General features: G+C 39.2%; 11 protein-coding genes. 10 read left to right on the plus strand and 1 reads right to left on the minus strand.

Features of this window, described 5'->3' with window-relative positions:
* Positions 1–5: 5 nt before the first annotated feature.
* Positions 6–1,040, plus strand: a complete 1,035-nt coding sequence (locus tag I8751_RS02325) for an Npun_R2821/Npun_R2822 family protein (protein WP_214437554.1) — start codon at positions 6–8, stop codon at positions 1,038–1,040.
* 191 nt (positions 1,041–1,231) lie between these two features.
* The gene (locus tag I8751_RS02330) at positions 1,232–2,125 is read left to right on the plus strand and encodes a hypothetical protein (RefSeq protein WP_214437555.1); all 894 of its coding nucleotides are present in this window, start codon (positions 1,232–1,234) and stop codon (positions 2,123–2,125) included.
* Between the two features lie 119 nt (positions 2,126–2,244).
* Here the strand turns inward: I8751_RS02330 and I8751_RS02335 are convergent, their stop codons facing one another.
* Positions 2,245–5,868, minus strand: a complete 3,624-nt coding sequence (locus I8751_RS02335; protein ID WP_214437556.1) for a response regulator — start codon at positions 5,866–5,868, stop codon at positions 2,245–2,247.
* A 256-nt stretch (positions 5,869–6,124) separates the two neighbouring features.
* Between I8751_RS02335 and I8751_RS02340 the strand changes: the two genes are divergently transcribed.
* From I8751_RS02340 to I8751_RS02380, 8 genes are all read left to right on the plus strand, one after another.
* Entirely contained in the window at positions 6,125–7,021 is an 897-nt protein-coding gene (locus I8751_RS02340; RefSeq protein WP_214437557.1) for an ABC transporter permease, read from the plus strand.
* A 129-nt stretch (positions 7,022–7,150) separates the two neighbouring features.
* The gene (locus tag I8751_RS02345) at positions 7,151–7,354 is read left to right on the plus strand and encodes a hypothetical protein (RefSeq protein ID WP_214437558.1); all 204 of its coding nucleotides are present in this window, start codon (positions 7,151–7,153) and stop codon (positions 7,352–7,354) included.
* Positions 7,355–7,555: 201 nt separating this feature from the next.
* A complete protein-coding gene (locus I8751_RS02350; protein WP_214437559.1) occupies positions 7,556–8,635 on the plus strand; it encodes an ATP-dependent 6-phosphofructokinase in 1,080 nt (359 codons plus the stop codon).
* Positions 8,636–9,277: 642 nt separating this feature from the next.
* Positions 9,278–9,988 (plus strand): LabA-like NYN domain-containing protein, encoded by a 711-nt coding sequence (locus I8751_RS02355; RefSeq protein WP_214437560.1) that lies wholly within the window; start codon positions 9,278–9,280, stop codon positions 9,986–9,988.
* Positions 9,989–10,108: 120 nt separating this feature from the next.
* Positions 10,109–10,819, plus strand: a complete 711-nt coding sequence (locus I8751_RS02360; RefSeq protein ID WP_214437561.1) for a response regulator — start codon at positions 10,109–10,111, stop codon at positions 10,817–10,819.
* Between the two features lie 2 nt (positions 10,820–10,821).
* Positions 10,822–11,937, plus strand: coding sequence for a sensor histidine kinase (locus I8751_RS02365; RefSeq protein ID WP_214437562.1), 1,116 nt, complete (start codon positions 10,822–10,824; stop codon positions 11,935–11,937).
* An 800-nt stretch (positions 11,938–12,737) separates the two neighbouring features.
* Entirely contained in the window at positions 12,738–13,067 is a 330-nt protein-coding gene (locus tag I8751_RS02370; RefSeq protein ID WP_214437563.1) for a hypothetical protein, read from the plus strand.
* A 926-nt stretch (positions 13,068–13,993) separates the two neighbouring features.
* Positions 13,994–15,121: a PEP-CTERM sorting domain-containing protein gene (locus I8751_RS02380; RefSeq protein ID WP_214437564.1), complete on the plus strand. Its 1,128-nt coding sequence runs from the start codon at positions 13,994–13,996 to the stop codon at positions 15,119–15,121.
* Positions 15,122–15,170: the final 49 nt, after the last annotated feature.

Below are 15,170 nucleotides of genomic sequence, written 5' to 3' on the forward strand. Positions count from 1 at the left end.
TCCCCATGATCAATGGTATTTACACCCTGGCCAATGATGTTGTCTATGACCAACTAATTGCCTTGCTTAACAGCATCGAAGTTAATGCTGGTAGAGAAATTCCTGTTTGTGTAATTCCTTATGATGAACGGCTAGACAAAGTGCGGGCAGAGGTGGCGCGCAGAGATCATGTCACGCTATTTGAAGAATCTGACTCCATCGCTTACTGGGATGATTTTGCCACCCAGGTATGGAAAAATTACCCAAGGGCACAAACAAATTGGCGAAAACGGGGCTTGTCAGAACTTTATCGTCTACCAATGCACCGCAAACTTTGTGGTTTAGATGGTTCTTTTGATAAGTTTATTTATTTTGATGCGGATACTTTATTAATGAGTCCTATAGACTACATTTATGAAAAGTTAGATAGCTTTGATTGGGTAGTACACGATTTTCAATATAAGTCGGAATTAAAATATATTTTTGATGCTCCACAAGAGTTTTTGCACCAGATTTTCAGTGAAGAAAACTTGCAAAATAAAGTATTTTGTGCAGGTTGGTTTGCAACCAAAAAACATGTTTTTTCTCAAGAAATGTTAGCAAATCTCCTCGAAAAATTAAAGGCTGGTGAAGCCGAGGTTATGGCTTTAGGAGGGCCTGACCAATCTTTATTTAACTATATGGTATTGCAAAGTGGCATCTCATACTATAACTTTGCTTATCATGACTTAGAGAGGGCAACTGGTAGCCATTGGTCTTCTAAATTTGATGTGGTAGATAACGTCTTATATGACCAAGAACGTCGGCTCACATATCTGCACTATATGAGTATAGGTGCATCAACATTTACTCAACTTTGCCTCGGTGAAGATATGAATATTCCATACCGTGATGTATTTTTACATTATCGCTACTTAAAATCGCCAGAAGAAAGACCTACAAGCTTTAAGCATCCGAGTTTGCTAATGAATCTGCAAAAAAATAGTACAAGTTTTGTCAACAAAAAAATTGGCAACATTAAGCTAAAATATCGTAATTTTAAGGATAAACTCGCTCAATAAAGCTGATTTAGCTAATTAAAACTGGATAAGTTCCCTTATATCCCTTATTTTCTCCATCTTTGCTCTGAATCCTTACTAATTGGCTTCCCTCCCCAAATATTTTGACAAGCCAAGAACTGATAGCATCCCAATTTTTGTCAAAATATTAAACAGGGTAAGGCTGACAATTAAAAAATGGGAGTATCTTTAACATGGATTCAGGAGAAAGAAATTTTTGCTTTTGTACTTATGCTGCTGGGAAGATTTATCGTGCTTTAGTAAAAAATCTCCTCAGTGACATAGAAAAATTTGCGCCCAAGATTCCTGTAATACTTTATACTGATAGACCCCAGGAGTTTGATGAATATAAATTCAATAAAAACATTTTAGTATTTGGACATCATAGACAAGGGGTTTTACATTACCATGAACGCAGATTTGCCATTGCTAAAGCTTTATTAACGTTCAATTCATGTATGTATCTTGACGCAGATGTCCGAATTTGTGCGCCAGTACCGCAATATCAGCAATGGCTACCTGGAATAACAGCAAGAAGTTGTACCAGCATGTTAAAGCATTTTCAAGAACGAATTAATAAAACAAATCCACCCCCAGCAAGTGTCATTCAACAATTTGAAATGCTCAAGAAAATGGCTCGAAAGTTAAATGTAGATATAGATACTGAGGATATTACATGGATAAATGAATTCTTATTTGTTGTGACGCGAGATTCTGGTAAAGAAGTGCAGTTTCTCAAAAATTGGGAAAAATTAGCACTTTATGCCGAATTAAATAGTCTGCATAAACATCCAGCTTATGCTATGGGATTAGCAGCTGCTAAAGCTGGTTTTTCAGTGAGGCATGATGTTATGGAAGGACTTGACTTTTTCGACGATAGGATTGAAAAGGTGAGGATTGCATCAGGACAATCACAGCGTAATACAAAGCTTGCTTACTTTGAAACTCAGCAAAGAATTGAGAACTCTCATAATTCAACTTCTCAAAAAATCAGGAAAAAACTTACTAAATATTCTGAATATTTATATTATGCAGTTAGACTGAAAATTAATACCCTGTTAAAGGATTATAAATTTTACTATCGGTAATTAACTTCATTAGTTCTGAGGGGATAATAAGTTCGTAATCAGGACTTTATTCCTGAATTTTAAGCACTAAAGTGCTTACTACAAACCAATCAAAATGAATGAGACATATCACTAAATATCTAACGATACAGCCATACTCGAAGTAGCGAAAGTAGCTGCTCAGTATCTACAGGTTTGGTGATGTAGTCAGAAGCTCCAGCTTCGATGCACTTTTCGCGATCGCCTGGCATGGCTTTGGCGGTTAAAGCAATAATTGGCAGGGTGCGAAACTTTGGTTGCTGGCGAATGGCACGGGTAGTCTCATAACCATCCATTTCTGGCATCATGACATCCATGAGGACAATATTAGTCTCAGGATTAGCTTGCAACATCTCAATACCATCTCGACCATTTTCGGCAAACAATACCTCCATTTGATAACTTTCTAAAAAGCTGGTTAGGGCAAAAATATTTCGCAAATCATCATCTACAATCAGAATTTTCCGATTAGTAAGTACCGGATCGGTTTGGTGCAATTGCTCTAATATCTGACGCTTTGGTTGGGGTAAATTAGCCTGGACTCGATGTAAAAATAAAGCAGTTTCATCTAATAAACGCTCAGGCGATCGCACATTTTTGATGATAATTGTCTCTGCTAGTCCCCTGAGTTGGGTATCTTCTTGTCGAGTCAGTTCTTTGCCTGTGTAAATAATAATTGGCAATTTCAATAGGCTAGGCTCTTGCTTAATCTGCTCAATTAGTTCTAATCCACTCATATCGGGTAGACCTAGATCTAGCACGATACAATCAAATCGCTGGGATTTCAAAATTAAAAGCGCTTCTGCTCCCGTACCCACCGCTGTACTTTGCACATCATTATTACCAATCAATTCAATAATACTTTGAGCTTGTACAGGGTCATCTTCTATGACTAAGAGATTCCTAACTTTGCGCTCAATAAAGCCTTTAATATCAGTGAAGACTTGAGTTAGTATTTCTGGGGATACAGGTTTTTGTAAATAAGTAATTGCTCCTAGCTGTAGACCCCTTTGCTCTCTGTCATCTACAGAAAATATATGTACTGGAATGTGTCTGGTTTCTGGGTCATGTTTGAGACGATCTAACATCGTCCAACCATCCATCTCTGGCATGTGGATATCTAGGGTAATAGCATCGGGCTTAAAGTGCTGTGCTAGGGCTAAACCTTGCTTGCTTTGTAAAGCAACTATCACTTTAAAGTCTTGCTGACGAGCCATTTCTAGTAAGATGCGGGCGAACTTATCATCATCTTCGACAACCAATAAGACGCGATCGCCTGGTTCAATTACTTCGCGATCGTCGGCAATTTCATTAGGGAAATTAGGTACTAGCTGCGCTAATGGTGTGGTAGGTAATGGGGGTAATGGGGAGAGAACTTCTACTCTTTTTCTTGGTTTCTGAGTCGTTCTTTGAGCATTTCCTGAATAAGTCTGGGGTAGATAAAAAGTGAAAGTACTTCCTTGATCTGGTTGGCTGACTATTTCAATTCTCCCCCCCAACAGTTGAGCTAATTCACGGCTGATCGATAAGCCTAAGCCAGTTCCTCCGTACTTACGGCTGGTTGTGCCATCTGCCTGTTGAAATGCTTCAAAAATAATCTTTTGCTTATCCTGAGGAATACCAATACCCGTATCACTAACTGCAAACGCAATCATTGGATTATCAGAGTGTTCTACTTCCGTAACCATGCTAATTTGTAACTTTACATTTCCTTGCTCAGTAAACTTAAAAGCGTTAGCCAATAGATTTTTCAGTACTTGTTGCAGGCGTTTGGGATCGTGAGAAATAACATCTGGCAAGTTATCGTCTAATTCAATGGCAAATCTGAGTCCTTTGTTTTGGGCTATTTGAGCAAAGGTTCGCTCTAGAGAACTTTGTAAATCTGCCAAAGAGATTTGCTCAATATCTACTGATAGAGTTCCCGATTCAATTTTCGCTAAATCTAAAATGTCATTGATTAATTCCAACAAATCTGTACCAGCAGAGTAGATAGTCCGGCTGTACTCTACTTGTTTGTCGCTTAAATTACCCCCTGGATTATCTGCCAGTAGCCTAGCTAAAATTAACAGGCTATTAAGTGGTGTCCGCAGCTCATGGGACATGTTCGCCAGAAATTCTGATTTATATTTAGAAGATAAAGCCAGTTGCTCTGCTTTATCTTGCAATGACTGTCTTGCTCGTTCAATTTCTTGATTCTTGCGGGCAACTTCCCGGTTTTGTACCTCTAATAATTCCGCCTTTTCTTCTAGTTCTTCGTTAAGCTGCTGTAATTCTTCGTTAGATTGCTTCAACTCTTCTTGCTGCTGCTTTAAGAGTAATTGTGATTCTTCTAACTCTTGTGCCTGCTGTTCTAAACGTTGATTACTTTGTTTTAATTCTTCTTGTTGCAGTTGTAATTCTTCTGTTAAAGCAACAGACTCTTCCAACAAATGCTGAGTTTGCCCGCTTGAGGCAATATTATTCAAAAATACACCAATAATTTCACTAAATTGCTCTAAAAATGCCAGATGCAGCTCACTAAAACGCCCAAAAGAAGCAAGTTCAATGACGGCGTTTACTTCGTTTTCAAATAGTATCGGCAAGACAATAATATTCAGTGGCAATGCTTCTCCCAATCCAGAACTGATACGAATGTAATCGTTAGGAACTTCAGTTAAGAGAATTTTTTGCTTTTCTAAGGCACATTGTCCTACCAGCCCTTCGCCTAAGCGAAACTGATTTGCTAAATTTTTGCGCTCTTGATAAGCATAGCTATTCATTAGCTTCAGTACAGGCTGGTTATCAATCGAGTCCATCACATAAAAAACGCCTTGCTGTGCCCCAACCAGTGGTGCCAGATTCGACAGTATCAAACGAGATACACTTTCCAGAGTTCTCTTTCCTTGGAGTATCTGGGTAAATTCAGCCAAATTCGACTTCAGCCAATTTTGCTCATCATTTTTTTGATTGGTGTTTCGCAGATTTACAATCATCTGGTTGAAGGTTCGCGTCAGTACGCCAATTTCATCTTGGCGATCGCTGTTTGGTAAGCTCACAAATAAATTGCCATCTGCAACATTTTCCGCCACTTCAGAAAATTGCTTCAATGGTCTAGAGATATATCGAGTCAGGATGAACCCTATCAAAGCTAAGATTAAAGATAATATTGGAATGCTATAAGTAATTATGTTTAAGGTTTGCTGAGAAACCGCTTGTGCTTTTTGAGACCGCTGCTGTAACAGCACATCCTCCTCAGCCTCCATAGCCCCAATAATCTGCCGGATTTCATCCGTCAATTGCTTGCCTTGGTCTGTTAAAACAGCTTTTTGAGCAGCTTCTAAGCCTTGGTTTTGTCGCAGATCGATTACTTGTTTCATTACAGCCAATCTCTTGCTGATTAGTGGCTGCAACCTATCAAACCGACTTTGTTGGATGAAGTTATCTGCTGTTAATTTTTGAAGTTCCTGAAGTTTTTGATCCAGCACTTTCGTCGCAATGTTATAAGGTTCTAGATAACGCTGTTCTCCTGTAATTATGTAACCGCGTTGCCCAGTTTCAGCATTTCTCAGTTCTAGATTCAGATCTTTGAGTTTACTGAGTACTTCGTATGTGTGGCTTTCTCGGCGCGAAGTTTTAATAAGTTCATTAGTACTTTGGTAGGAGATTAGACCAATCGTGGTTAGAATCGCCAGACTTATCGCAAAACCAGATCCAATCTTGGTTCCAATCTTCAAACTTTTCAACATTTAGGGCTTTTCTTCAAATTACTTTTGCTACTGTTACAACTATTTTGACATTCTCCGGGCTAAAGCCACGGTGATTATCAAAGCTTGTTACCAACAAATCTTTAACCGTAGTTGATCTACAAGCGTTCTTAACAGCATTTACGATAAATATCTCTTGCAGGCGTATCAAAATATATTAATTTGATCAACCCCCAATTTCCTCTTTGATATGTAAAATGGTCAGCGTATCTTGCTTGATTCATCCAGGCGATCGCTCATGACCATAACTAAACGTCAGCTACCGACTTTTTTACGTTTTGCCCAAAATTCTAATCTTTCTCAAAAATTAATGCTGATTGGGTTAGCCATTACCCTATTTTTCATCCTCCTAGCTTTTTTTGCCCCTGTATTCCAAACTTGGGGATGGCTGCAAAACCCTAAAGAATTTCTCTCAAACCCAATTCAAAGCCCACCTTCAGCCCAACATTGGTTTGGTACGAGTCGCCTGGGTCATGATGTCTTCTCCCGCACGCTATTTGGCGCTCAAGCTGCACTGCAAGTGGTAATCTTGGCAACGGCATTGAGTATGATTATTGGCGTGCCTTTGGGCATGGTGAGTGGGTATTTGGGCGGTAAGTTGGATAAGTTTTTGCTGTTTATTATGGATAGCATCTACACCTTACCAGGGTTACTGCTGTCGGTGACATTAGCATTTGTGGTAGGGCGGGGAATATTGAATGCTGCGATCGCCATTAGTATTGCCTACGTTCCCCAATATTACCGCGTTGTTCGCAACCATACAGTGAGTGTCAAAACTGAAGTTTTTATCGAAGCAGCTCAAGCAATGGGTGCTTCTACTTGGATTGTGCTGTCTCGATATCTCTTTTTCAATGTCATTCAAAGCGTACCCGTATTATTTACGCTGAACGCCGCCGATGCAATTTTAGTGTTAGGCGGTTTGGGCTTTTTGGGGCTAGGACTTCCCGAAGAAGTGCCAGAATGGGGACACGATTTAAAGCAGGCTTTAGAAGCCCTACCCACAGGCATTTGGTGGACTACACTTTTCCCTGGTTTAGGAATGACATTCATGGTGGTAGGGTTATCACTACTTGGTGAGGGGCTAAATGAATTTGTCAATCCGCGATTACGGCGAGAAAATGGAATCCGGAAATAGTCAAAATAGGAATTAGGGGCTAGGGGCTAGAGTGGGTGTTTTACATTCATACAGAACCGTTATGTTCTTGACTTTTGACTATGGATTTTTGAATCTTGATTAAATTTGTATTTTTACTGAGAGATTTGTGTGAAAGATAACTTGTCGTTAATTGCTGCGGCCGCTGGTGGATTTATACTTTCTGTTGCTCTGGCTGGAATACTACGAGGTACACCAGTCACGGCTTGGCAGGGACAATCTCGTGCCAATTCTTATTTGGTAGCTAATCAACAGCATGTGTCTGTACTTCGGAAGAATCAAGGAGTTACACCTAACAAAAATGGACACGGGTAATATTTCTCAAACAAAGAGCGATCGCTTTTTACTACCAAACCTTCAATATTAATCTTGCTCTGGGGTCAATTCACAGTAACTTTTCGTTCATTAAAATAAAATTTTGTTTCAGACTAAGCTTAGATGTACCCAAATTCTCATAGGCTCTTAAGAATGCCAAATTTCAGTTAGGCAAATAACTAATAGCATTTCTTAATGAAGATGGGTACATGTAAGCGTATTGGCATTCTTACTAGTGGAGGAGATTGCTCTGGTTTAAACGCGGTTATCAGATCTGTTGTCCATTGTGCTTGTGGAAAAGGTTGGGAAGTCCTGGGAATTCGTCAAGCAACTCTGGGTTTAATGGCACGTCCGCCGCAATTCACAAAACTGGAAATCGACTTAGTTGACCCGCTGTTAACCTCTGGTGGAACAATGTTAGGAACCACCAACAAAGGCGATCCTTTTGCTTTTCCTATGCCTGATGGCAGTGTATGCGATCGCTCCGAGGAAATTATTGCAAGCTATCATCAGCTAGGTTTAGATGCTTTGATTGGAATTGGTGGCGATGGTAGCTTAGCTATTCTCCGTCGTTTGGCACAACAAGGCAATATTAATTTAGTTGGTATTCCCAAAACAATTGATAATGATATTGGAATTACCGAACATGCTATCGGTTTTGATACCGCAGTTAATATTGCCACAGAAGCACTTGATCGGTTACATTTTACCGCTGCGTCTCACAGTCGAGTCATGATTTTAGAAGTGATGGGTCGTGATGCTGGACACATCGCCATTGCTGCGGGAATTGCTGGAGGAGCAGATGTGATTTTAATTCCAGAAATTCTCTACAGCGTTGACCACATTTGCCACAAAATTAAGCAGCGCCAAGATAAAGGCAAAAATTATTGTTTAGTTATTGTGTCTGAGGCAGTTCGTACCCAAGAAGGTGAAACTGTCACCATGACAAATAGCTTGGGTCAATCTCGATATGGTGGTATTGGTCAATACTTAGCCGATCAAATTAGCGATTGCATTGGTGCAGAAACACGAGTCACAGTCTTAGGACATATTCAACGTGGTGGAACCGCTTCACCACTAGATCGACTAGTGGCAGCTGCCTTTGGTGTAGCAGCGGTAGATCTGATTGCAGAAGGTAAATATGACCAGATGGTGACTTGGCAAAATCGCCAAGTTTTTGCTGTGCCAATTGCTGAGGCGATTGCTCAATATAGAACTGTCAACCCAGAGGATACTTTAGTTAAAACTGCTCGTGGTTTGGGTATTTATTTGGGGGATTAACTGTCGCTTTGCTCGAATTAAAAATTAAAAATTATAAAACGAAAAGTCTTGCTTTACTCCAATTAAAATATGCGGAATTTTTTCATAAATAAAATTGGATTTATATAGTAGGAATTTCTATCAACATATATCACCATATCAATATATATATGAAGCCTTGATTGAAGGTTTCTACCCACAGATGTACAATACAAATAGTTGCCGATAGTTCACTCTAACCCTATCCTAACAGGAAGCTGTTTATGCCTAATTGCTAGCATTCTGTGATCAATCAATATGGATTAGGGGTAGATCAAGAACAGCATATTTGTAGGCATAGGGAATATCTCGTAAAACCAGCTCTCTTAATAGGTAAAATCTGGTGCGTTAAATTTTGTCCTTTGCACAACTCATACGATTGAAGTGTATTGTCACCAAGTGACTACATACCATTTATTCCTGTGCTGATTTATCAGCATAGTAAATTCGTGGGTATTGGTAATTGAGTAGCCAGCATATTGCCAAAAAATTTTGAGTGGAGGTTTTCGCCTTTATAGAGACTGGCATACAGCTGTTTTTAACTCAAATAATTGGCATCACTCGCCATTGCATTTATTTCTCATTACCGATGCTCTAAACCCAATTTAAAATTCCGAGGAATCAATGACTATCACTACTTTTACCAAGACCAAAAATGCATATAAACGTCTTGAAGAAGAAACAAATTTGCAAGGGAAAATTTTGGTAAAAAATGGTATCAAATGCGAAGATACCAAAAAAAAGGGGACTCAGACTGACAGTTTGATTATTAATGACTTAAATCGTGGTCGAGTAGCTATTTTTATTGATGGTGTCAACTTATTTCATGCAGCTTTGCAACTTGGGATTGAAATAGACTATCTCAAACTGCTTTGTCATCTAACTGCTGGTTCACGACTATTGCGTGCCTTCTTTTACACAACAATCGATGTCTCACGACAAACCGCTACGCGTCCCCGCAGCAATGAAAAGCAACAAGGTTTTCTATTTTGGATGCGTAGAAATGGTTATCGCGTATTTACCAAAGAAGTACAGTCAGCAGATAATTCCAAAAAACCCAATTTGAATGTAGAAATTGCTGTCGATATGATCACCTTAGCTCCCTACTACGATACTGCAATCTTAGTTAGCGGCGATGGAGATTTAGCTTATGCGGTAAATGCTGTTTCCAGTACAGGTTCTAGAGTGGAATTAGTAAGTCTGCGAACAATGACCAGCGACAACTTAATTGATGTTACTGATTGTTTTATTGATCTCGATAGCATTAAGCAACACATTCAAAAGGATTCTCACCCAGGCTATAATTATCGGGCGATGTCTAACTCTAAACTTTAAATTGCGATCGCCAATCCATCGAAGTTTACATTGATTACTACCAGATCTGATGGCCAACTTCTGGAGTAAAATCACAACCTAGGGAATTTCTCTGCGTATTTTACTTAAATCCTAATCAAGATGGATATTTTAATTGTTGAGGATGAACCAGAAATTGCTCAGTTAATCCAACTCTCTTTAGAAAAAGAAGGATTTTCTTGTCGCGTTATTCGCGATGGTATCAATGCTTTGCGGATGTTTCAGGAACAACCGCCAGATTTAATCATCCTAGACTTAATGATTCCTGGGTTGGATGGATTGGAAGTTTGTGCCAGAATTCGCCAGAAACCAGGTGCAAAAGATCCCTATATTTTAATGCTCACAGCTAAGGGCGAGGAAATTGATCGGGTAATTGGCTTGTCTACTGGTGCTGATGACTACATGGTTAAACCCTTTAGCCCTAGAGAATTGGTTGCTAGGGTACGGGCGCTATTGCGGCGTAGTCTCCGCCAAGGAGGACAACATCAAGTAAATCGTACCCAACACTTTATAGTAGATGTAGATCAACGCACGGCCAGTCGTCAAATAGATTCTCAAGAGCCAGAAATTTTAGATTTAACTACCCTAGAATTTAATTTATTAAGCACCTTTGTCAGCAATCCTGGCCGAGTTTGGAACCGCACCCAATTAATTGACAAACTTTGGGGTGATAATTTTTTTGGTGATGAACGGGTGGTGGATACTCATGTCGCTAGGTTGCGAAAAAAAGTTGAGCCTGATCCTGGTAATCCCGCTTTTATTAAAACTGTTGTTGGAGTCGGTTATAAATTTGAAGACTCCCCTGTAATGTAAATATGACTAAAACGAACTGGCGTTGGACGAAATCCTTGCCTTTAGCATCGCGTCTGTTTTTTTCTCACTTGGTGGTAATGATAGTGGGATTACTCAGTCTTGTGATCATTAGCAAAGTTTCTTCACCGCGCTTTTTCGTCCTGCATTTAGAAAGACTAGAAAGTAGAGGGTTGAAATTAATCAATATTCGTACAGAATTAGTTCAAGGATTTGAAATAGCTTGGCGGCGAAGCACTCTTTGGTCAGTTATAGTCGGTACTACTGCGGCGGGAGGATTGAGTTATTGGGTATCGAAACGGATTATGCAGCGATTGACCGAAATGGAACAAATTACTCAAAAATTTGCTGGTGGTCAGCTAGAAGCGCGATTACCTTTGTCTGATATTCCAGAACTCAATCGATTAGGTGCTAGTTTTAATCGGATGGCGGCCAGTCTAGAAGGAGTAGAAGCACGGCGGCGAGAATTAATTGGAGACATGACTCACGAATTACGCACACCCCTGACTGTTGTACGCGGTTACTTAGAAGAACTTGCTGATGGAGAAATAGAACCGTCACCGGAGATTTATCAGCGGTTAGCCAAGGAAACCAAGCGCTTAGAGCGTTTGGTCAATGATTTGCAAGAACTTTCTAAGGCAGAAGCTGGTTATCTGCCAATTAATATACAGCCAGTTAATTTATCTCCTTTATTAGAATCATTGGTAGAAAAGTTTACCGATCAGATGTTGGAAGATGGCCCCATTTTGCGTTCAGAATTTCCATCCCAACTACCACTGGTATTGGCAGATATTGACCGTACAGAACAGATATTGGTCAACTTACTTGGTAATGCAGTGCGTTACACTACTCAAGGTTCAATTACCATTCGTGCTTGGACTGAAGCATCTAAACTCTGGATTGCGGTTGTTGATACAGGTATTGGCATTGCCTCAAAGGATTTACCCCACGTTTTTGAGCGCTTTTGGCGCACCGATCAATCACGCGATCGCCATTCTGGAGGAACAGGCATTGGTTTAACTATCACTCACCGTTTGGTGGAATTACAAGGCGGTCAAATTCACGTAGAAAGCGAGTTGGGTGTTGGTAGTACATTTCGTTTTTTCTTGCCTTTGGCTTGAGCTATACATACAACGAATTGTCACAAGCTGGTTGTATCTGCGTCATATCAAATTGCTAACTTAAAAAGAATTAGGAGAATACAAAGCACAGGGAGACTTCTTCAATTCTTCTTATACCCAATACGCAGCCTTTATATGTTTACTTTTATTCTGGCTACATTTTTGGTAAGTTTAGTGACTGTATCTGGTTGGACTGCAATCTCTTACTTGTTTCCTCAAAATCATTCCCAAGATTAAACAAATCGTCATAATCTTCTAGATCAAGCGCCAAAGAGTGGCGCTTGATTATTTTTGTATGCGATCGCAATTGAATATTTCAATGCGGATTGCTACCGTTAACAGTCCATACGAAAAGGTGTGCAACTTAGATGCGTGACAGCTTAACTACCAGCATTAATTAAAGCAATTGCATTTATATTGAAATTTTTCTGGTGTAGGTGGTAAATTCTCTTATGCTTCAATCTTTGCTTAAAATCCAGAGTAATAAAAAATGTCTTTAATTTTACACTTTAAAATTACTACCATATCATCCTTAGCAGGCTCTTAGTGATTCAAAATTATAATTACAAGCCTGTTAAGTTTCCCTTTAAATTAAGTAAAAGTACTGATTTATGTGTTTTCTGACTTCGCCTAATATTTATCGTATTAAGGAATATCAGGGTAGCATCAGAATTGTTAAATGTGAAATTCGTCTTGTAAATCTAGTAATTCTCGGATGAATCCAATAAACCCACAAACAAATCAGGAGTCAGAATAATCTGGCGACTGACTCCCTAACCCAGACTCAAGGAGCTTTAATCATGAATCAGATACAGTTGACTTTAGTTATTGGTTATGTGCTGATGTCCTGCTATTTTTTCAGCAACTGGCTAAGATTTTCTCTACGTCATCCTAGTTCTTTTCCTGAAGAAAAATTTTTATCGTTTGTGATGTTTTTAATCACAACTATTTTTTGGCCTCTAACTATTCCTATTTCTGTTTTAGAGATATTTGAAAAACGGAAAATAGAGTTTAATACTGTTATTCCTGTTATTCTAGCAATGTTTGCTTTGAGTATTTCTTACTATCTTAGTTATTTGCATGAGCATGGATTTTGCTATTACAATTTATTCTGCTCTTACCCTTCCTAATGTAGAAGCTTAAGTAAAGCAACCACTGCACAGCATACAAATTGTTAAGCTGACCTTAATAAGTTTATGTTTATTTTTATAAAATATATCTTCTGAGGAAAATTATAATCAGCCAATAAATAAAATTTCTCTATATCTTAAAAAAGATTTTATATGTTATTTTTGAAAGCAAAAATAAACTTTTTTTAGGGTGTGTTCTGACCTATATTTCGATATGATGAGTCACGAAAAAGAAAATTTAAGCGGGTACAGTCCTTATTCAAGATATCAATGCTGGGTCTAGTAATTCCAATCCTTCTGACTTAACTTACATCAACGGCACTCTCTATGTTAGTGCTGATGACGGTATAAGCGGCAAAGAGTTATGGGCATTAAATATTACACCTTCTGTAGCTAACACGATTATCAGTCTGACTGTAATTAATGCTGAAGCCGCTGAAACTGGTAACAAGTCGGCTGTTTTTTATCTGGCTCTAGCGTTAAGTAATGGACAAGCGATCGCAGTAATCTATAATTAATGACAATTTTGATAGCAAAATTTGGCAAAGTTGGTCAATACACCATACACTTGCTAATCCCTTGATGCCACGAAAAGACTATATTGTAAGCATTTAACATGGGTTTGTACTTACTATGTTTGCCTACTTAAATTTCAATTTATGATGTATCAAAAAAAAGTCTTACACGCCCTGATGTAAGACTTTTTTTTGTTTGTGATAAATCCCTGGTACAGCACAAGCATAATTTATGTTAATCAAATATGACGATAGTTTTTGGCTTTTTTCTACTATCATCATACAGATAGCGCTCACTTGCTAATAGCGAAACAATTAAGATTCTCAAATTAGAATTTTAATTTTGAATTCAAAATTTATATTTGACAAGGAGCAGGTTGGATGGTGGTGAGGAATAGCTTAAAAACAAAGATGATAACAAAGCTGCCAGTTTTGTGTGGGTTAGCAGCCATGATGACATTAGGGGTGAATGCCAAAGTAACAGCGGCATCTCTTTATGACCTTACCGACCTCGGTATTCTCCCAGGAAGCGATTATAGTATTGCAAGTGATATCAATAATAACGGTCAGGTAGTTGGTTACTCTGGCGATCGCGCCTTTTTATGGGGCAGCAACAGTGGCATTACCGACCTTGGTACTCTTCTAGGAGATAATTCTAGTATGGCTGCTGCCATCAATGACTTGGGTGAGATTGTTGGGTCTTCTTACAATACCAACACTGGTAGACGAGCCGTTTTATGGAGCAGCAATGGTCCTATTACTGACCTCGGTACTTTTGGTCTGTTTGGCGATGATTTTAGTACAGCAACGGGCATTAATAATGAAGGTCAAGTAGTTGGCTACTCTAACGGTACAAACATTTTCCGCACTCATGCCTTTTTATGGAGCCGCAGCACTGGCATGACTGATCTCGGTACACTGCCAAATAACACTTACAGTTTTGCATATAGTATTAATAATCAAGGTCAGGTAGTAGGGGAATCGTGGGAAATTTTCAACGACTTTGCTCTATCTCCTGTTTTGTGGAGCGATAGTAATATCACCAATCTTGGCACTTTGGCAGATGGGGATTACGGTCTGGCAAGAAGTATCAATAATTTGGGTCAGATAGTAGGCACTTCCACAGGTGAAAGCGATCGCGCCGTTTTATGGAGCAGCAATAGTCCTATTACCGACCTCGGCACTCTCCCAGGAGCCAGTGGAAATGCTGCCCAAGATATTAATGATCAGGGTCAGATAGTAGGGTCATCACAAATACCACTGAGTGACAGTCTAGCTTGGTTATGGAGCTACGACAGGGGGATGACCGACTTGAATACTCTGATTGATCAAAATTTGGGTTGGACACTTAACGAAGCTAATGCCATTAATAACAATGGGCAAATTGTAGGCAGTGGCTTCAAAGACGGCCAACAACGTGCTTTTTTACTCACTCCTAAGTCTTCTGAACCTGTACCAGAACCAATGACAATGGCTGGTACGATGCTTGCAGGAGCAGGGTTAGCCTATCGGCGTTACCGTCAGCAAAGTAATCGGTAAACTAGCAAAAGACTCAAGTATTACTCTTGAGTCTTTTGCTAAATTTTAT

This window comes from Atlanticothrix silvestris CENA357, from assembly GCF_016056295.1.
Lineage (GTDB): Bacteria > Cyanobacteriota > Cyanobacteriia > Cyanobacteriales > Nostocaceae > Atlanticothrix > Atlanticothrix silvestris.

Coding starts and splice junctions, on each gene's coding strand:
- I8751_RS02325 (WP_214437554.1), top strand. CDS start 6: ATGATCAATGGTATTTACACCCTGGCCAATGATGTTGTCTATGACCAA.
- I8751_RS02330 (WP_214437555.1), top strand. CDS start 1,232: ATGGATTCAGGAGAAAGAAATTTTTGCTTTTGTACTTATGCTGCTGGG.
- I8751_RS02335 (WP_214437556.1), bottom strand. CDS start 5,868: ATGTTGAAAAGTTTGAAGATTGGAACCAAGATTGGATCTGGTTTTGCG.
- I8751_RS02340 (WP_214437557.1), top strand. CDS start 6,125: ATGACCATAACTAAACGTCAGCTACCGACTTTTTTACGTTTTGCCCAA.
- I8751_RS02350 (WP_214437559.1), top strand. CDS start 7,556: ATGGGTACATGTAAGCGTATTGGCATTCTTACTAGTGGAGGAGATTGC.
- I8751_RS02355 (WP_214437560.1), top strand. CDS start 9,278: ATGACTATCACTACTTTTACCAAGACCAAAAATGCATATAAACGTCTT.
- I8751_RS02360 (WP_214437561.1), top strand. CDS start 10,109: ATGGATATTTTAATTGTTGAGGATGAACCAGAAATTGCTCAGTTAATC.
- I8751_RS02365 (WP_214437562.1), top strand. CDS start 10,822: ATGACTAAAACGAACTGGCGTTGGACGAAATCCTTGCCTTTAGCATCG.
- I8751_RS02370 (WP_214437563.1), top strand. CDS start 12,738: ATGAATCAGATACAGTTGACTTTAGTTATTGGTTATGTGCTGATGTCC.
- I8751_RS02380 (WP_214437564.1), top strand. CDS start 13,994: ATGATAACAAAGCTGCCAGTTTTGTGTGGGTTAGCAGCCATGATGACA.